Annotated in this window: 15 protein-coding genes and 2 tRNA genes; 12 read left to right on the top strand and 5 right to left on the bottom strand. The window is 68.7% G+C overall.

Annotated elements, in window-relative coordinates; all coding sequences use genetic code 11:
• Window positions 1-34 precede the first annotated feature (34 nt).
• On the bottom strand, window positions 35-1132 hold the full coding sequence (locus BKN51_RS01920; RefSeq protein ID WP_101613003.1) for a sialidase family protein: 1098 nt from the start codon (window positions 1130-1132) through the stop codon (window positions 35-37).
• A gap of 144 nt (window positions 1133-1276) precedes the next feature.
• Between BKN51_RS01920 and BKN51_RS01915 the strand changes: the two genes are divergently transcribed.
• Together BKN51_RS01915 and BKN51_RS01910 are read left to right on the top strand one after the other, a co-directional pair.
• The gene (locus BKN51_RS01915; RefSeq protein ID WP_101605963.1) at window positions 1277-2596 is read left to right on the top strand and encodes a serine/threonine-protein kinase; all 1320 of its coding nucleotides are present in this window, start codon (window positions 1277-1279) and stop codon (window positions 2594-2596) included.
• Window positions 2597-2645: 49 nt separating this feature from the next.
• Entirely contained in the window at window positions 2646-3041 is a 396-nt protein-coding gene (locus BKN51_RS01910) for a hypothetical protein (protein WP_101605962.1), read from the top strand.
• Here the strand turns inward: BKN51_RS01910 and BKN51_RS01905 are convergent.
• Both BKN51_RS01905 and BKN51_RS01900 read right to left on the bottom strand, forming a co-directional pair.
• Complete coding sequence (locus BKN51_RS01905; protein WP_101605961.1) at window positions 3034-3216, bottom strand: hypothetical protein; 183 nt, start codon at window positions 3214-3216, stop codon at window positions 3034-3036. The two genes, BKN51_RS01910 and BKN51_RS01905, sit on opposite strands and share 8 nt — an antisense overlap.
• Window positions 3217-3284: 68 nt before the next feature.
• Window positions 3285-3827: a type 1 glutamine amidotransferase domain-containing protein gene (locus tag BKN51_RS01900; protein WP_101605960.1), complete on the bottom strand. Its 543-nt coding sequence runs from the start codon at window positions 3825-3827 to the stop codon at window positions 3285-3287.
• A gap of 99 nt (window positions 3828-3926) precedes the next feature.
• On the opposite strand from BKN51_RS01900, the gene BKN51_RS01895 reads away from it, so the two are divergent.
• Window positions 3927-4934 carry a DNA topoisomerase IB gene (locus BKN51_RS01895; RefSeq protein WP_168214241.1) on the top strand — a complete coding sequence of 336 codons (1008 nt, stop codon included), beginning with the start codon at window positions 3927-3929 and terminating at the stop codon, window positions 4932-4934.
• On the opposite strand, the gene BKN51_RS01890 is transcribed toward BKN51_RS01895, so the two are convergent.
• Window positions 4917-6494 carry a SpoIIE family protein phosphatase gene (locus tag BKN51_RS01890; RefSeq protein ID WP_101605958.1) on the bottom strand — a complete coding sequence of 526 codons (1578 nt, stop codon included), beginning with the start codon at window positions 6492-6494 and terminating at the stop codon, window positions 4917-4919. The genes BKN51_RS01895 and BKN51_RS01890 overlap by 18 nt on opposite strands.
• A 184-nt stretch (window positions 6495-6678) precedes the next feature.
• Here BKN51_RS01890 and BKN51_RS01885 point away from each other — a divergent pair, with 184 nt between their 5' ends.
• Window positions 6679-11304, top strand: a complete 4626-nt coding sequence (locus BKN51_RS01885) for a HAMP domain-containing protein (protein WP_233224123.1) — start codon at window positions 6679-6681, stop codon at window positions 11302-11304.
• 125 nt (window positions 11305-11429) lie between these two features.
• Here the strand turns inward: BKN51_RS01885 and BKN51_RS01880 are convergent.
• Window positions 11430-11503 (bottom strand) — tRNA-Gly (locus tag BKN51_RS01880).
• 95 nt (window positions 11504-11598) lie between these two features.
• Between BKN51_RS01880 and BKN51_RS01875 the strand changes: the two genes are divergently transcribed.
• The 8 genes from BKN51_RS01875 to BKN51_RS01840 all read left to right on the top strand — a co-directional run bounded on the left by BKN51_RS01875 (window position 11599) and on the right by BKN51_RS01840 (window position 18457).
• Window positions 11599-11675: transfer RNA gene (locus tag BKN51_RS01875), tRNA-Pro, on the top strand.
• Window positions 11676-11843: 168 nt separating this feature from the next.
• Entirely contained in the window at window positions 11844-12284 is a 441-nt protein-coding gene (locus BKN51_RS01870) for a GNAT family N-acetyltransferase (RefSeq protein WP_101605956.1), read from the top strand.
• A gap of 60 nt (window positions 12285-12344) precedes the next feature.
• Window positions 12345-13511: an ROK family transcriptional regulator gene (locus BKN51_RS01865; RefSeq protein WP_101605955.1), complete on the top strand. Its 1167-nt coding sequence runs from the start codon at window positions 12345-12347 to the stop codon at window positions 13509-13511.
• 96 nt (window positions 13512-13607) lie between these two features.
• Window positions 13608-14636, top strand: coding sequence for an ABC transporter substrate-binding protein (locus tag BKN51_RS01860; RefSeq protein WP_101605954.1), 1029 nt, complete (start codon window positions 13608-13610; stop codon window positions 14634-14636).
• The gene (locus BKN51_RS01855) at window positions 14633-15394 is read left to right on the top strand and encodes an ABC transporter ATP-binding protein (protein ID WP_101605953.1); all 762 of its coding nucleotides are present in this window, start codon (window positions 14633-14635) and stop codon (window positions 15392-15394) included. The genes BKN51_RS01860 and BKN51_RS01855 overlap by 4 nt, the downstream gene beginning before the upstream one ends.
• Window positions 15391-16230 carry an ABC transporter permease gene (locus BKN51_RS01850; protein ID WP_101605952.1) on the top strand — a complete coding sequence of 280 codons (840 nt, stop codon included), beginning with the start codon at window positions 15391-15393 and terminating at the stop codon, window positions 16228-16230. The genes BKN51_RS01855 and BKN51_RS01850 overlap by 4 nt, the downstream gene beginning before the upstream one ends.
• Window positions 16227-17558: an LLM class flavin-dependent oxidoreductase gene (locus BKN51_RS01845; RefSeq protein WP_101605951.1), complete on the top strand. Its 1332-nt coding sequence runs from the start codon at window positions 16227-16229 to the stop codon at window positions 17556-17558. The genes BKN51_RS01850 and BKN51_RS01845 overlap by 4 nt, the downstream gene beginning before the upstream one ends.
• Window positions 17555-18457: a TauD/TfdA dioxygenase family protein gene (locus tag BKN51_RS01840; protein WP_101605950.1), complete on the top strand. Its 903-nt coding sequence runs from the start codon at window positions 17555-17557 to the stop codon at window positions 18455-18457. The genes BKN51_RS01845 and BKN51_RS01840 overlap by 4 nt, the downstream gene beginning before the upstream one ends.
• The last annotated feature ends 22 nt before the right edge of the window (window positions 18458-18479 follow it).

The raw sequence follows: 18479 nt of genomic DNA, 5'->3' as shown, positions 1-18479 counted from the left end.
TGAACCTCCCCACAGCCTTGCCTACCTGCAATGATCATCCGAAGACGAGCTCACCCCAGGTGATCCCGCCGTCGGTGGTGCGGTACACGGCCGAGCCGCCCTCGGCGTCGGGGAGCCCGTCGACCACCACCCCGACGAGCTCGTCCGGGAAGTCCAGATCGTTGAGACAGACCCCGCGGCCACTGAGCACCGTCGTCGTCCAGGTCGCCCCGCCGTCGGCGGTGCTGTGCAGGAATCCGGTGCCGCCGCCTTCCGCCGCGACGGTCGCCGCCGCGGGCGAAGCGGCGCTGAAACTCTGGTCGATCCCGAGCGTGGGCGCTTGCGCCGTTCCGGTGAACCGCCCGCCGAGCTTCGGCGCTCGCCACAGCCGCCGGACGGTCGACCCCGGCTGCGGCGTCCCCGGTCCCCCGCTGCACAGCGCCAGCACGTGCCCCCGCCGTACTCCGCTCAACGAAGCCGAACTGTCCGCCGGGCACGGTGCCGGCGCGGACTCGAAGGTCAGGCCGTCGGACGACGTCCAGTACTTCTGGACGCGGTAGTCCCCCCCCATCGACACCTGGATCCCGCCGCTGGTGGCGATGTCGCCGTAGGTCGCGGAGCCGGTGACGGTGAACCCCGGGACCGGCTGGAGGACCCGCGTGCCGGCGATCCCGGCGTACAACGCCGTCGTCGACGGGCTGCCGAAACCGGTGACCATCGCGAACACACGAGGTCCTGCTTCGGTGATTTTCGAAATATAGAAAGGTTCCCGAACCCCGGCGAGGCGGACGCGGGACCAGTTGACGCCGCCGTCACGGCTGGCGAGCAACCGGGCGCCGTCGGAGAGGAAGATGTCGCGCTCGTCGATCACGGTGAGCTTGACCTGATTGTGGTTGTCCGGCAAGGAGATCGGCGGCGTGCCGACTCGCCGCCACCGCTTCCCGCCGTCGGCCGTCGACAGCAGCGACGCGCACCATCCCGGTTTCCCGCACGGCGAAAACCCGAGGACGAACCCGCGCAGCGGCCCGGTCCAGCTCGTCGACGCGGGCGCGAAACCCTTGGGTACCAGCGAATCGGCGGTGGCGGGCGGAGTGATCGCGGCGACGGCGGTCAAGGCGATGGCGGCGAGCACGGCCCACCGGTTCGGCTTCATGACCACGAGACGTCCGGCCCTCGCGGGGGTTGCCCGCCGTTCGGGGTGAACCCGCGGATCACGTCCGGTACGCTCGCAAACCTTGTTTCGCCCGGAGCCGGACCGGGTATACGGCGTTCGGCCGGTGAGACGGAGGTAGCACCGATGGACGACGCGGGTTCGCGCGCTGGCGGTGACGACGACGAAGACCTCGACGCTGGGACCACCCAGCGACGGTTCAGCCTGAACGTCCACGACCCCGATCACCTGCCGCGCAAACTCGCCGGCCGGTACGAGGTCGGGGATCTGCTCGGCCGCGGCGCGACCGCGCGGGTCTTCCGCGCCCGTGATCTGCGCGAGCGGCGCGAAGTCGCGCTGAAACTGTTCCACGCCGACACGATGACCCGCGACGAGCGCCGTCGCGAACAGGAGATCCAGGTTCTCAGCGCGGTCCGTCATCCCGGGCTCGTCCCGTTGTACGACGCGGGTTCCGACGACGGCTACACCTATCTCACGATGCGTCTGGTCGAAGGGCCGAATCTGGCCCAGCGCCTGCGATCCGGCCCGCTCTCCCAGGACGCGGTCGTCGATCTGGCCGCCCGGTTGAGCGACGCGCTCGCGCACGTCCACGCGCACGGCATCACCCACCGCGATCTGAAACCGGCGAACATCCTGATGGCCGACGACGGCCCGTTGATCGGCGATTTCGGTGTCGCGCACGCCTTCGACGCCACCAGGGTGACCGAAACCGGCGGCGTCGTCGGCACGGCGGCTTACATGGCGCCCGAACAGGTCCGAGGTGAGAACGTCGGCCCGCCCGCCGACGTCTACTCACTCGGCTTGGTCCTGCTCGAATGCCTGTCCGGGGAACGCGAGTACACCGGGACGCCGGTCGAGGCCGCGGTCGGGCGGCTGCACCGGTCGCCCCGGATCCCCGCCGGACTGTCGGTGACCATGACGACGCTGCTGCGCGGGATGACCGCGCGGAAGCCGTCGCAGCGCCCGACCGCCGCGGCGATCTCGCGGATTCTCTTGGAGGACTCCACCGGGACCAAGGTCGCCCACCTCAACCCGGGCACCCGCAAGCGGGCGGCCGTGGTCGCCGCCATCAGCGCGCCCGCCGCCGCGATCACCGTCGGCGTGCTGCTGATGGTCAGCCAGACCGGGACGAACCCACCGGCCCAGCCGGGCGGGATGCTCCCTCCGGCGGCGACAGGCACTTCGGGTCCGGTGGCGGGACAGGGACAACCGTCCTCGGAAGCCGTCGAAGTGCCGACCCGCGACGCGAAGGCACCCAACGGCACGGTCGTGGTGACCGAAGCCGTCCCGGTCTCCGTGAACCGGCCCAACACCGCCGGAAGCGTCGGCGTCACCTCGACACCGAGTGGCGCGACGGCGTCGAACGGCGACCCGAGCACCTCGGACAAACCGAGCAAGACGAAGACCCGGACCAAGTCGAGGACCAAGACCCGGGATCCCGGCTGAGCTTCCGCCCGGCCGGGCTGTCCACTGTGGACGATGATGGGAGACGGCGATGAGCTACATCAACGACCCGCGTGAGCCGCAGGTGCCCCAAGAGGAGATCGTCGAACGGACACCCGCCCGGATCCGCGTCGTCCGCGTCGTCAACGCCCTGATCCGCGCCGTGTGCTCGGTGTTCGCGCTGGTGCTCGTCGTGCACATCCTGCTGGTGTTCGGCGAGGCCAATGCGGGCAACGGTTTCGCGCAGCTGATCGACCAGTGGTCGCGAGGGGTCTCGCTGGGCCTGCGCAATCTGTTCACCCCGGAGGGGGCGAAGCTGCGAACCCTGCTCAACGACGGATTGGCCGCCCTGCTGTGGCTCATCATCAGCGGCGTGCTCACCGACCTGATCACCCGGATCGGCATCCCCGGCCCGAAACGGGTCTGGTACCGGCGAACGCTCAGTTGAGCGAATCCGGCTTCCCCCGCGGGGCGTCACCGGCCTGGGCCTGCTCGGTCTGGGCGTCGGTGACGGCCGCGGCGGTGTCCACGGCCTGACCGGCGGGCGGCTGCCCTCCGGTCTCCGGTTCGGTGTCGAAATGCTCACGGCACCAACGGCCGTAGCGTCTCGAATGCACGGTCATCGCGGCACCTCCTTCTCTACCACCAGACTCCCCCAATCATGTGACGAGCGCCACTCGTTTACCCGGACTCACTTGCCGAATTCGGACACGATCGCGGCACAGAACGCGGGCAGGTCATCGGGATTCCGGCTGGAGATCAGGCCGTTGTCGTTCACGACCTCCTGGTCGACGACCGTGCCGCCGGCGTTGCGGATGTCGGTGCGAACGCTGGGGTACGAGGTGAGCGTGCGGCCGCGGACGACGTCGGCCTCGACCAGCGTCCACGGACCGTGACAGATGACCCCGACCGGTTTGCCGCTGTTCACGAAGTCGCGGACGAACCGCACCGCGTCCTCGTCCACGCGCAGATTGTCCGGATTCATCGTGCCGCCGGGCAGGACGAGCGCGTCGAAGTCGTCGACCGTGACGTCCTTGACGACGCGGTCCACAGTGAACTTGTCCGCCTTGTCGATGTCGCCGTTCATGGCCTGGATCTCCCCGGATTCCAGGGAGACGACCTCGGCCGTCGCTCCGGCGTCGGTGACCGCTTTGCGCGGTTCGACCAGTTCGACCTGTTCCACGCCGTCCGCGGCGAGAATGGCCACGCGGCGCCCGTTCAGCGATGTCGCCATCGGATTGCCTCCTCAAGTCGGCTTCGCCCCCGGATTACCCCGGACCGATCCGGTCGAACCACCGGTATGAAGCGCGATCACCGGGGGTATCCGGACCGCATGCGACTACGGCGAGCGGACCTCGGGTCCCCCGGCATCCGAAGACGGCGCAGAGGCCGTGGCTTCGGCTATCTGACCCCGGACGGCGAGCCGCTGAAGGACGCGCACACGATCGACCGGATCGACGCGCTGGCGATTCCGCCCGCGTGGCGGCGCGTGTGGATCTCTCCGCACGAAAACGCCCACATCCTGGCCGTCGGGGTGGACGACGCCGGGCGCCGCCAGTACCTCTACCACGAGGATTGGCGGCGGACCCGGGACGAGGAGAAGCACGAACGCGTCCTCGCGCTGGCGCGACGGCTCCCCCGGCTCCGCGAAGCCGTCCAGGAGGACCTCGATTCCCGCGGGCTCACCCGCGAACGCGTCCTCGCCGGCGCGCTGCGCATGCTCGACCTCGGGGTGTTCAGGACCGGCGGGGAGAACTACGCCGACGAGAACGGCACGCACGGCGTGGCGACGCTGCTGTGTGAACACGTCTCGGTGAGCGAAGGCTGCCTGCTCTGCGATTACCCCGCGAAAGGCGGAATCCAGCGGAAGGTCCGGTTGCGGGACGACGGCCTCGTGCGGCTCGTCCGCTCTCTCCGGCGCGCCCGTGGCGGGGAGGTGCGCCTGCTCGCCTACCGCGACGGCCGCGAATGGCAGGAGGTCCGGGCCGACGACATCAACGAACGGCTCAAGGAACTCGTGGGCGACGACTTCACCGCGAAGGACCTGCGGACCTGGAACGCCACCGTCCTCGCCGCTTCGGCCTTCGCGGACAAGGAAAAGCCGTCCAGCGAACGGGTCAGGAAACAGGTCGAGAAGGCCGTGATGACCGAGGTCGCGGCAGGCCTCGGCAACACCCCCGCCGTGGCGAGACAGTCCTATGTGGACCCTCGGGTGACCGAGGCGTACCGGCGGGACCGGACCATCGAACGCGCGGTGCGGCGGGCCGGGAAGGCACCCGGTCCGGACGAGGCGAGGGAGATCGTCGAACGGGCGGTGCTACGGCTACTGCGCGGGTCGTGAGGCCTCGATGGCGAGGACTGCGATGTCGTCGTGTGTCCCGCTGCCGAGCCATTCCCGCACCGCAGAGCGCACGCGGGCGACCACGTCGCGGCCGGACAGCCCCCGACAGCCGGTCAGCAGTTCGCGCAAGCGTTCGTCCCCGAACAGGTCCGACGGCCGCTCGTGGTGGCGCGCCTCGGTGATCCCGTCGGTGTAGAGCAGGCAGACGTCGCCCTCGGCCAGCCGGATCGTCGTCTCGGCGAACCGGGCCTGCGGGGAGATCCCGACCAGCGTGCCGGGCAGGGTGATCTCGTCGACCCCGCCGCGGCGGCGCACCACCAGCGGCGCGGGATGCCCGCCGGAAGCCAGAGTGACGGCGAGACCGTCCTCGCCGGCCAGCACCGAACCGAGCACCAGCGTGGCGAACCGGCCGCTGCCGCCGGTGATGAGCAGGGAGTTGAGCAGGGTCAGCAGTGTCGTGTTGTCGTGCTCGACGAGATTGAGCGCGGCGAGGGTCTGCCGGACCCGGCCGGTGAGCGCGGCCGCCTCGGCTCCCTTGCCGCAGACGTCGCCGAGCACATACATCGCGCCGCCGTCTTCCCTCGGCAGGACGTCGTAGAAGTCGCCGCCGACGTCGAGCAGGCCGCTCGACGGCTCGTACCAGACGTCGAACTTGACGCCGGGAACGTCGGGCGGCGGCGTCGGGCGCAGCGTGGTCTCCAGGCCGCGGGTGGCCTCTTCCTGGCGGGCGTAGCGATGCGCGTTCGCCAGCGCCGTCCCGGCCGCCCGGGCGAACTCGGTCACCGCGCGCGAGTGGTCGTCGCCGAACGCGGGGGCGCCGCGCCTGCCGAGCATGACCGCGCCGGTGACCCCCGCACCGCCGTCCAGGCCCAGCGAGACCACGGTGACCGACGAATGGCCGGCCAGGCGCTCCGCGACGACCGCGGGCAACGTCGCGACCTCTTCCTCCGGCACGGCCTTGGCCTCGGGTTCCTCGGTGGAGGCGAAGGTTCCGGCGAGCACCGGCGCCAACTGGGCCGGGACGCGGCGGATCCGGCCGTGCCCGTGGCTGGTGCGGTGGTCGCAACTCCACCACTCCCACCGGCCCCGGGTGGTCGGCAGCAGGACGAACACACAGTCGGCGAGTTCGGCGGCGGCGACCTCGGCGATCACCTTCGCCGTCCCGTGCCGCCCCCGGGCGGAGGCCAGCCGGGGCGCCGAAGCGGCGAGGAAGCCGTCGACGCGCGGGCCGTCGGCCGCGACCTCGGAGGTCACCGTCCAGGCGTGCCAGCCGCCGGGCAGGGTCCGGATGCGCGCGGGGAACCGGCGGCCGGTGTGCTCGACATGGCCGACGTCGGGGCCTTCGGCGGTCAGTACCGGGCGGCCGCCGCCGAACAGCTCGCGGGCGGCGGGGTTGGACCAGCGCAGCGCACCGCCGACGTCCTGCACGAGCACGGCGTCACGCACGTCTTCGAGCAGCTCGCGCCAGAACCTCCCGGATTCGGGCAGCGCGCTCTCGCTCGTCGTGGGCGACGGCTCCGAGGGGAGCGACGTCGAGGCCGGGGCGGGCCGTGACACCATTCCCGGACCTCCTCCTGCCTGGCGGGTAGCGCAGCGTGAGCGGGCGGACTGGCTCGAAGTGTAGGTCGAATCATGGCACGCTGATGCGACGACCATGGCTTGGCATGCGTGGTGGAGAGGGTCGACACAGATGACACAGCACTCCCAAAGGGACCGGACCCCCGTGGAAGGTGGTGGCGCCCAGGTGGACGAAGCGACTCTGGAACGCCTGCTCGCGGCGGCTCGTGACCTCGGGGACGGCAACTTCCGGCGACGGTTCGTGGCGCACGGCGACGGGCTCGCGGCCCAGCTCGCGGGCGCCTTCAACGACATCGCCGAACGCAACCAGCGGCTCGTGACCGAGCTTCTGCGCGTCCGCGAAGCGGTCGGCAAGGAAGGCAGGCTGACCGAGCGCGTCGCGGCCGAGATCGGTCCCGGCGGCTGGGCGACCGCGGTCGACGTCGTCAACGGGCTGATCGAGGACGTGAGCAGGCCCACTGCCGAGCTCAACCGCGTCCTGGGCGCGGTCGCCGAGGGTGACCTGTCGGAGCCGATGCCCCTGGAAGTCGGCGGACGGCCGCTGCAAGGTCAGTTCGCCGAGGTCGCGAAGACCCTGAACGGCCTGATCAAACAGCTTTCCCGGTTCGCGACCGAGGTCACCAGAGTGGCCCGCGAGATCGCCACCGAAGGACGGCTCGGCGGGCAGGCCGAGGTCCCGGGCGTGGCGGGCACCTGGCGTGATCTCACCGACAACGTCAACGTCATGGCCAGCAACCTGACCGACCAGGTCCGCAACATCGCCCAGGTGACCACCGCCGTGGCGCGGGGAGACCTGACCCAGAAGATCAACGTCGACGCGCGCGGCGAGATCCTGGAACTCAAGAACACCGTCAACATCATGGTCGACCAGCTCTCGTCGTTCGCCGACGAAGTCACCCGCGTCTCGCGCGAGGTGGGCAGCGAAGGGCGTCTCGGCGGACAGGCGCAGGTCCCCGGCGCGGCCGGTACGTGGCGCGACCTCACCGACTCGGTGAACCTGATGGCGGACAACCTGACCGACCAGGTTCGCAACATCGCCCAGGTCGCCACCGCCGTGGCCAAGGGCGACCTGTCGCAGAAGATCAACGTCGACGCCAAGGGCGAGATCCTCGAACTCAAGAACACCCTGAACACCATGGTCGACCAGCTGTCGTCCTTCGCCGACGAAGTCACCCGGGTCGCGCGGGAGGTCGGCAGCGAAGGGCGTCTCGGCGGACAGGCGACCGTGCCGGGCGTCGCGGGCACTTGGCGCGGGCTCACCGACTCGGTGAACCAGATGGCGGACAACCTGACCGACCAGGTCCGCAACATCGCCCAGGTCACCACCGCCGTCGCGAAGGGCGACCTGACGCAGAAGATCACGGTCGACGCGCGCGGCGAGATCCTCGAACTGAAGACGACCGTCAACACGATGGTCGACCAGCTCTCGTCGTTCGCCGACGAAGTCACGCGAGTGGCGCGCGAAGTCGGTACGGAAGGTCAGCTCGGAGGGCAGGCGCAGGTACCCGGGGTCGCCGGGACCTGGCGCGACCTCACCGGGTCGGTCAACTTCATGGCGAACAACCTCACCGCGCAGGTCCGGAACATCGCCCAGGTGGCGACGGCGGTGGCGAAGGGCGACCTGTCGCAGAAGATCGCCGTCGACGCCAAGGGCGAGATCCTCGAACTCAAGAACACGCTGAACACCATGGTGGATCAGCTGTCCTCGTTCGCCGACGAGGTCACCCGGGTCGCCCGCGAGGTCGGGAGCGACGGGCGGCTCGGCGGCCAGGCACAGGTGCCCGGTGTCGCCGGGACCTGGAAGGACCTGACCGACAACGTCAACTTCATGGCGAACAACCTGACCGACCAGGTGCGGAACATCGCCCAGGTCACCACGGCGGTGGCCAAGGGCGATCTGACGCAGAAGATCATCGTCGACGCGCGCGGCGAGATCCTGGAGCTCAAGAACACCGTCAACATCATGGTCGACCAGCTGTCCGCGTTCGCCGACGAAGTCACCCGCGTCTCCCGTGAGGTCGGCACCGAAGGCAAGCTCGGCGGCCAGGCGCAGGTGCGCGGCGTCGCCGGGACCTGGAAGGACCTCACCGACAACGTCAACGTCATGGCCGACAACCTCACCGATCAGGTGCGGAGCATCGCCACGGTGACGACGGCGGTGGCGAACGGCGACCTGTCGAAGAAGATCGCGATCGACGCCCAAGGCGAGGTCGCCGTCCTCGCCGAGACGATCAACAGCATGGTCGAGACGCTGCGCGCGTTCGCCGACGAGGTCACCCGGGTCGCGCGCGAGGTCGGTACCGAGGGCATCCTCGGCGGCCAGGCCCGCGTCCCGAACGTGGCGGGCACGTGGAAGGCCTTGACGGACAACGTGAACGTCATGGCCGACAACCTGACCGGCCAGGTCCGCAGCATCGCGACGGTGACCACCGCGGTGGCGCAGGGCGATCTGTCGAAGAAGATCGACATCGACGCGCGCGGCGAGATCCTCGAACTCAAGACGACCATCAACACGATGGTCGACCAGCTGTCATCGTTCGCCTCCGAAGTCACGCGTGTCGCGCGCGAGGTGGGCACGGATGGCACGCTCGGTGGGCAGGCGGAGGTGCCCGGTGTCGCCGGGACGTGGTCGCGGCTGACCGAAAGCGTGAACCAGCTGGCCGGGAACCTGACCACCCAGGTGCGGGCGATCGCGCAGGTGGCCACCGCGGTGACCGCGGGCGATCTGACCCGGCACATCACCGTCGACGCGTCCGGGGAGGTGGCCGAACTCAAGGACAACATCAACCAGATGATCGCGAACCTGAAGGAGACCACCCGCGCGAACCGCGAACAGGACTGGCTCAAGACCAACCTCGCCCGGCTGTCCGCGCTCATGCAGGGTCACCGCGATCTCGCGTCGGTGGCTTCCCTGATCCTGTCCGAGCTGACGCCGCTGGTGTCCGCGCAGCAGGGCGCGTTCTTCCTCGCGCGCGAAGACGAGCAAGAGGAAACGGTCCTGGAGAGCATCGCCACCTACGGGCTGGCGAAATCCCAAGCGGGCCTTCGGTTCTCCCCCGGCGAGTCGCTCATCGGGCAGGCCGCCGTCGACCGCCGCACGATTCTGGTCCACGAAGCGCCGCCGGAGTACGCGCTCATCTCGTCGGGACTGGGCTCGGCCGCGCCGGTGAACGTGATCGTGCTGCCGGTGCTGTTCCAGGGCGAGGTGCTCGGCGTGCTGGAACTGGCGACGATCAACGCCTTCAGCACCGTCCACATCGACCTGCTGGAGCAGCTGAAGGAGACCATCGCGGTCAACGTCAGCACCATCCAGTCGAACTCGCGCACCGAGGCGCTGCTGACCGAATCCCAGCGCCTGGCACAGGAACTGCGCGCGCGATCCGAGCAGTTGCAGGCGCAGCAACGGGAACTGCGCCGGTCGAACACGGATCTGGCGGAGAAGGCGGCGCTGCTGGCGCAGCAGAACCGCGACATCGAGGTCAAGAACAGCGAGATCGAGCAGGCGCGACAGGAACTCGAAGAGCGCGCCGGGCAGCTGACCATGGCGTCGCAGTACAAGTCCGAGTTCATGGCGAACATGTCGCACGAACTGCGGACGCCGCTCAACAGCGCGCTGATCCTCGCGAAACTGCTGTCGGAGAACCCGGACGGGAACCTGTCGGAGAAGCAGATCCAGTTCGCCCGGACGATCTACTCGGCGGGCAGCGACCTGCAACAGCTGATCAACGACATCCTCGACATGGCCAAGGTCGAAGCCGGGCATCTCGATCTGCAGATGTCCGACGTCACGCTGCCGGAAGTGGTCGAGTACGTCGAATCGATCTGCCGGCCGCTGACTTCGGACAAGGGCCTGGAATTCGCCGTCCTGATCGACCCGCCGGTGCCGTCGTCGATCCACACCGACGAACACCGCGTGCAGCAGGTGCTCCGGAACCTGCTGTCCAACGCGGCGAAGTTCACCGACGAGGGCGGCGTGCGCCTGCACATCCGGATGGCCGACCAGGGCGAGGTCGAAGCCGACTCGCTCCGCCAGGCCCCCGGCGTCCTCGCGTTCGCCGTCGAAGACACCGGAATCGGCATCGCGCCGGACAAACTCGCGATCATCTTCGACGCGTTCCGCCAGGCCGACGGCACCACCAGCCGCAAGTACGGCGGCACCGGGCTGGGCCTGTCGATCAGCCAGCAGCTGACGGAACTGCTCGGCGGCGAACTGCGGGTCCGCAGCGAACCCGGCAAGGGCAGCACGTTCACCCTGTACCTCCCGGTGAGCGCGTCGAACCTGATCGTCCCGACCACACAGGCGAGCGGCGTCCCGCTGATCATGGCCGTCCCGCAGGTGATCCCGGTGACCTCGTCGCTGCGGTTCCACGGCGAGAAGATCCTGATCGTCGACGACGACCTGCGCAACGTCTTCGCGCTGGCCGCCGTCCTGGAACGCAACGGCCTGGAAGTCATCTACGCGGAGACCGGCGTCGCGGGCATCCGGGCACTGGAACGGCACGAGGACACCGCGCTGGTGCTGATGGACGTGATGATGCCCGAACTGGACGGCAACGCCACGATCACCGCGATCCGCGCCGAAGCCGCGCACGAGGACCTGCCCGTGATCGCCGTCACCGCGAAGGCGACCGCGGAGGACAAGGCGCGGACCCTGGCCTCGGGAGCGGACGATTACGTCACCAAGCCTGTCGACACCGACCGGCTGCTGGACCTGATCGCGGCGCACCTGGAAGCGGATGCCGCCTCGAGCGGCCTCTCGCAGGCCATTGTCCCCGCGGACACTTCGGACTGAGGCCGCGGCGTCGGCCGGGGTGGTCGTGAGTGGCGATTCGGGTTAGAACCCGAATCGCCACTCACGACCACCCGGACACGAAAGAACCCGCAGGCCAGAGTGCCTGCGGGTCTCGTTCGAAGCGGTGGAGCGGGTGACGGGAATCGAACCCGCGTAGCTAGTTTGGAAGACTAGGGCTCTACCATTGAGCTACACCCGCATGCCCCCGGAGGACCCGGGTGCGAAAACAGCTTAGCGTGACCCGCTAGGCTGTGCGCACACCCCCCGGTGATCCAGTGGCCGGGGGGTGTGACCCGGGATGTGGCGCAGCTTGGTAGCGCATCCGCTTTGGGAGCGGAGGGTCGCAGGTTCAAATCCTGTCATCCCGACCATAGGTCTTCGACCTGCGAAGATACCCCTCTTTCGGACCAGAAGACGCGGTTCGGAAGCCAGCGCGGCGCTCGGCGACCCTCCGCTTTGAGGATTTCTCCATCAAGATGGGAAAGACCGAGCCGACCATGATCACGGTCGGCCACTGCACCCACGCAGGAGGAGAGCCCATGGAGATCCGCCCGGCCCGCGACACCGACGCCCCTACCGTGACCGCGCTGCTCACCGAGCTGGGCTACCCGGACAACAACGAGGCCGACGTGCGCCGCAGGCTCGAGCGCTGGGCCCGTCATCCCGAGGGCGCCGCGCTCGTCGCCGTGTCGGACGACGGCGTGATCGGCGTCGTCGCGGTGGTCGCGATCCCCCTTCTCGAGAAGGAAGGCTCCGGCGGCCGGATCGTGGCCCTGGTCGTGGACGAGACCCAGCGCGGCACGGGGGTCGGCCGCGAGCTGGTCGCCGCGGCCGAAGCGGAGGCGCAGCGCTGGGGCTGCAACTTCATGGAGGTCACCAGTTCCCGCCACCGGACCGGCGCGCACGCCTTCTACCGGGCGCGCGGCTACGAGGACCGTTGCGAAAAGAGTGCCAGGTTCGTGCGCCAGTTGACCGTCTGACCAGCTCCCGGATGCTGAGAGCCCTAGGCCCCTCGGCACCCGCTTGCGAACATCGGCACCGTGACCGGCAGGCGGAGCGCCAGTGCCAGCGCGGTGCTCCGCGTGGTGCTGGACGAAGGGGCGATAGCGCGCAGCACCATCGCGCGCCGCACCGGGCTGTCCGCGGCGGCCGTCACGGGGCATGTGGCGGAGCTGATGCGCCGGGGGTTTCTCATCGAGCTGCCCGAGGTCGCCGGCGCGGTCGGCAGGCCGCATGTGCCACTGGAGCTCGACACCGAGCGGTTCGTGGTGGGCGGCGCGCATATCGCGGTCGACCATCTCACCGTCGGGTTGCTGGACCTGCGCGGGAAAGTGCTGGCCCAGCAGGAGGCCCCGCATCACGGCGCCGAGCCCGCCGTCCAGGTCGCGCAGATCGCGGAGTTGCTCGACGACCTCCTCATCGGACACGCGCCGGAGCGGACGCCGCTCGGGCTGGGGGTGGCGACCGGTGGGTGGGTCGACGAGGCCTCGGGGACGGTGGTGGAGCACGGTTTACTCGGCTGGCACGGGGTTCCGTTGCGCGAGCTGCTCACGGAGGTCACCGGTCTCGACGTCCGGGTCGACGGGCATTCGCGGGCGCTCATCCACGCCGAACGCCTGCTGGGGCAGCCGAGAGCGCGCAGCAGTGTCGTGCAGTTGTTCACCGGCAACGTGGTCGACGCCGCCTTCGCCACCGGCGACACCGTCCATCATGGTCCTCGCTCGGCCGCGGGCGCCGTCGCGCATCTGCGGGTCGACGACAGTGAAGAACCCTGTCGCTGCGGGCGTTCCGGTTGTCTCGAAGCCACGGTGTCCGAGCGGACTGTCGCCCGTAAAGCCGTTGAAGCACAAATCATCGAAGAACCGAATTTCACCGACGTGCTCCATTTGGCGGCAACGGGAAATTCGGGCGCCATCGCCATTTTCCACGAGCGTGCGCGAATAATCGGACAGGCCGCCGCCTTGCTCTTCGACGTCCTCAATCCGGAAATCCTCATCGTTCTCGATCAGAGTGTACGCGACGTCGAAGGCTGCCTTTCCACGATCCGGGACGAGGTCTCCCAGCGATCCTGGATCTGCCAGGACGCGGCGAAAAATGTTGTGGCGTCGAGCTTTCCGGGTACCGAGCTGGCTACGGCCGGTGGCGCCGTCATGCTGAACGTCCTCTACGAAGATCCGCTTTTCACGAAGCTCGCCAACGCCTCTTGAGTCGGGGTTACTTCATTTAATCGCAAAATTGACGCTCTCCGCCGGGCCTGCGAAGAATCTCCTTCAACGACGCGAACCCGAACGAAAGAGCCCACCGTGAAGAAACCAGTGCCCTTACTCGCCGCGGCCGCCGTGCTTCTCGCCGGGGTGGCGCTGTCGGGCTGCGGCGCGTCCGCGAGCCCGGCGAGTGTCGCCGGACAGCCGGAGAAGCTCGAACTCCGTTACCAGGGATCGGCGAACAACGTCACGTTCCCCGAACTCGCCGAAGACCTCGGCTACTTCGGCCCGGTCAAGCTCAAGTGGGTCGGGAACACGATCAGCGGACCGCAGGACATCCAGTCCGCCGCGACCGATCAGACCGATTTCGGCGGTGCCTTCACCGGCGCCGTCGCCAAACTCGTCGACGCCGGCGCCCCGATCAAGGCCGTCGTCAACTACTACGGCTCCGACGAGAAGACCTTCTTGGGCTTCTACGTCAAGGAAGACAGCCCGATCCGCAACCCTCGCGACCTCATCGGCAAGAAGGTCGGCGTCAACACCGTCGGCGCGAACCTGGAGGCCGCCCTCGACACCTGGCTCAAGCGCCAGGGCCTCTCCGACGCCGAGATCGACCAGGTGCAACTGGTCGTCCTGCCGCCGATCAACACCGAACAGGCCCTGCGCAACGGCCAGATCGACGTCGCGGCGCTCAACGGCGTGCTGCAGGACCGCGCGACCGCCGTCGGCGGCCTGCGGCCCATCGTGAAGGACGTCGAGGCGTTCGGTCCCTACAACGGCGGGCCGTACGTGCTGCGGACCGACTTCATCAAGAAGTACCCGGAGACCACGAAGACCTTCGTCACCGGTGTCGCCAAGGCGATCGAATGGGCGCGCACCACGCCTCGCGACGAGGTGATCGCCCGGTTCACCAAGATCATCCAGAACCGCGGCCGCAACGAGAACACCGAAACGCTCAAGTACTGGAAGAGCACCGGCGTCACCAAGGGCGGGCTGATCTCCGACAACGACTACACGCTCTGGACGGACTGGCTCAAGCAGTCCGGGTTCATCAAGAACGACCAGGTAGACCTGAAGAAGCTCTACACCAACGAATTCAACCCCTTCCGCGAAGGCGGTGGCGCATGACCGCCAAGATCAGCCTCCGCTCGGTCACCAAGACCTTCGGCGCGCTGACCGCGCTGGACAACGTCTCCCTCGACATCGAGGACGGCACGTTCCTGTCGCTCGTCGGGCCGAGCGGGTCCGGCAAATCGACCCTGCTCGACCTGCTCGGCGGCCTCGCGAAGCCGAGCTCCGGCGAGGTCCTGATCGACGGGAAGCCCATCACCGGACCGGGTCTGGACCGCGGGGTCGTGTTCCAGCAGTACGCCCTGTTCCCCTGGCGCACCGCACGCGCCAACGTCGAATTCGGCCTCGAAGGCGGCACGCTCACCAAACGGCAGCGTGCCGAGCGGGCACGCGAATTCCTCGACCTGGTCGGGCTTTCCGGCTTCGAGGACCATCTCCCCCACCAGCTTTCCGGCGGGATGAAGCAACGGGTCGCGATCGCGAGAAGCCTCGCCTACGACCCCGACGTGCTGCTGATGGACGAGCCGTTCGCCGCGCTGGACTCGCAGACCCGCGAGTTGCTGCAGGAGGAACTGCGGCGGATCTGGGGCCGCACGGGCAAGACCATCGTGTTCATCACCCACAGCATCGAGGAAGCCGTCTATTTAGGACAGAGGGTCGCGGTGCTCACCTCGCGGCCGGGCAGGCTCAAGGACGTCGTCGACATCGACCTCGGCGACCGCTCGAACGACGACCTGCGGTCAGCTCCCGCGTTCGTGGCCCATCGCCATCAGCTGTGGGAACTCCTGCACGACGAGATCCGGAGGGCCGCGTGACCACCACCCTCGAAGCACCCACCGTCCACACCGGACCGAAGGTCGCCGAGCAACCTCGCAAGAAGAAGAACCGGCTGAGCAAGGCCTTCCGCAGTTCGGCGGCGATCCTGCTCTTCCTCGCCGTCTGGGAACTCGCTCCCCGCTTCGTCCTCGACGAAGGCACGCGGACCTTCCTTCCGCCGCTGTCGGAAGATCTCGTCGCGCTCTGGGAGCTGGTCCTCAACGGGCAGCTGGCCGACCATCTGCTGGCGAGCCTCGGCCGGTCCGCCGCCGGGTTCGTGATCGCGGTGGGCGTCTCGGTCCCGCTCGGGCTGCTGATCGCCTGGTACCGACCGCTCGCGGAATTCCTGAACCCGTTGCTGGAACTGGCCCGCAACACCGCCGCGCTGGCCCTGCTGCCGGTGTTCACGCTCCTGCTCGGCATCGGCGAGGTGTCCAAGATCGCGCTGATCGTCTACGCCTGCGTCTGGCCGGTGCTGCTCAACACGATCGCCGGGGTGAACACCGTGGATCCCTTGCTGGTCAAGGCCGCGCGTTCGCTCGGGCTGTCGAGTCCGAGCCTGTTCCGGAAGGTGATCCTGCCGTCGGCGGTGCCGACGATCTTCACCGGCATCCGGATGGCGGCGGCGTACTCGATCCTCATCCTGATCGCCGCCGAAATGGTCGGTGCCAAGGCCGGGCTCGGCTATCTGATCAACAACTCCCAGGTCAACTTCCAGATCCAGCAGATGTACGCCGCGATCATCACGGTGTCGGTGCTGGGCCTGGCCATCAACGCGGGCTTCGTCGCACTGGAGCGGCGATTCTCCACCTGGCGTGTCAAGGAGAAGGCATGACCTCGCAGAAACACCTGCACCTCAACGCGTTCGTGATGCCGAACGGCCATCACGAGGCCGCCTGGCGGCATCCGAGCACGGATCCGCGCCGGGCCGCGACGTTGAAGCACTATGTCGACATCGCCCGCACGGCGGAGCGCGGCAAGCTGGATTCGCTGTTCCTCGCCGACGGCGTCGCCTTGTGGGGCAACGTCCGCTACAACTCGCACACCCTGTTCGAGCCGCTGACACTGCTTTCGGCGCTGGCCGGGGCCACCGAGCACATCGGCCTCATCGCCACCGCGTCGACGACCTACAACGAGCCGTACCACCTGGCGCGGAAGTTCGCGTCGCTCGATCACCTCAGCGGCGGGCGCGCGGGCTGGAACATCGTGACGTCGGCGGGTGAGGACGAGGCCCGCAACTTCAACCGCGACGCCCGGCCGGCGCACGCGCTGCGCTACGAACGCGCCACCGAATTCGTCGAGGTGGCCAGGAAACTCTGGGACAGCTGGGACGACGACGCGGCCAGGATCGACAAGGAGACCGGGGTCTACGCCGACACCGACCTCATCCACCCGATCGACCACAACGGCCCGCATTTCCAGGTACGCGGCCCGCTGAACATCCCCCGGCCGGTGCAGGGACACCCGTTGCTGGTCCAAGCCGGTTCGTCCGAGACGGGCAAGGAGTACGCGGCCCGGTTCGCCGAGGCGGTGTTCACCGCGCAGCAGACGTTCGCCGAGGGCAAGGCCTTCTACGACGACGTCAAAGGCAGGCTCGCCAAGTACGGGCGGTCGCCGGAAGAGATCAAGATCCTGCCGGGGATCAGCCCGATCCTGGGCCGCACCGAGGCCGAGGCGAAGCAACGCGAGGCCGAACTCAACGCCCTCATCACGCCCGCGTATGGCGTGCGGCAGCTGTCGAACATGCTCGACCACGACCTCACGCCGTATCCGCTCGACGGTCCGCTGCCCGACGTCGGCACCTTCACCGAAGGCGCGCAGAGCCGGTTCGAGCTGGTCACCGGCCTGGCGAGGCGCGAGAACCTGACCATCCGCCAGCTGATCGAGCGACTGGCGGGCGGCCGAGGACACCGCGTCTTCGCGGGGACCGCCACGCAGGTCGCCGACCAGCTGGAGCACTGGTTCACCGAAGGCGCCGCGGACGGCTTCAACGTCATGCCGCCCACGCTGCCCGGCGGCCTCGAGGACTTCGTCGACCTCGTCGTCCCGGAACTCCAGCGGCGCGGGCTGTTCCGCACCGAGTACACCGCCACGACCCTGCGCGGCCACTACGGCCTCGCCCGCCCTGTCAACCGAATCCCAGTGAAGGAGCACGCCGCATGACCGCCCTCAACACCCAGGTCGAGGTCCGCAAGATCACCGGAAGGATCGGCGCGCAGGTCATCGGCGTCGATCCGGCCAAGGAACTCGACGCCGCGACCATCGCGTTCGTGACCGACGCCCTGCACGAGCACAAGGCGCTCGTGTTCCGCGACGTCGACCTCGACGACGCGGGCCAGCAGCGGTTCGCCGAGCACTTCGGAGAGCTGACGAAGGCGCACCCGACCGTCCCGTCGGTCGAGGGCGAGCCCGCCATCCTGCCGGTCGACAGCGAGCAGGGTCGCGCGAACCAGTGGCACACCGACGTCACCTTCGTGCACAACCCGCCGAAGGCCAGCACGCTGCGCAGCCTGGTCGTGCCGCCCTACGGCGGCGAGACACTGATCGCCAACTCGGCCGCCGCCTACCGTGACCTGCCGGAGCCGCTGCGGGCGTTCGCGGACACGCTGCGCGCCGAGCACACCAACGACTACGACTACGCGAAGCCGCCCGAGACCCTCGACGAGGCGGAGCAGGAACGACGCAAGGTCTTCGTCTCGCAGAAGTTCCGCACCGTGCACCCGGTGGTGCGGGTCCACCCGGTGACCGGCGAACGCGGGCTGTACATCGGCGGGTTCGCGCAGCGGATCATCGGGCTGTCCAAGGGAGAGTCGCGCGACATCCTGCGCCTGCTGCAGTCCTATGTGACGCGGCCGGAGAACGTCGTGCGGGTGAGCTGGGAGCCGAACCAGCTGGTCCTGTTCGACAACCGCATCACCCAGCACTACGCCGTCGACAACTACGACGACCTGCCCCGCCGCCTGAACCGGGTGACCGTGGCGGGCGACGTCCCGGTGGGCATCGACGGAGTGCCCAGCGAATCCCTCGAAGGCGACGCTTCGCACTACTCCCCCGTCGCCTGACGTCCCGAATGGGGTAAGACTG

Source organism: Amycolatopsis sp. BJA-103 (genome assembly GCF_002849735.1).
Taxonomy (GTDB): domain Bacteria; phylum Actinomycetota; class Actinomycetes; order Mycobacteriales; family Pseudonocardiaceae; genus Amycolatopsis.
The sequence above is the reverse complement of the archived record's forward strand: the minus strand, read 5'-3'. Positions and strand labels throughout refer to the sequence as shown.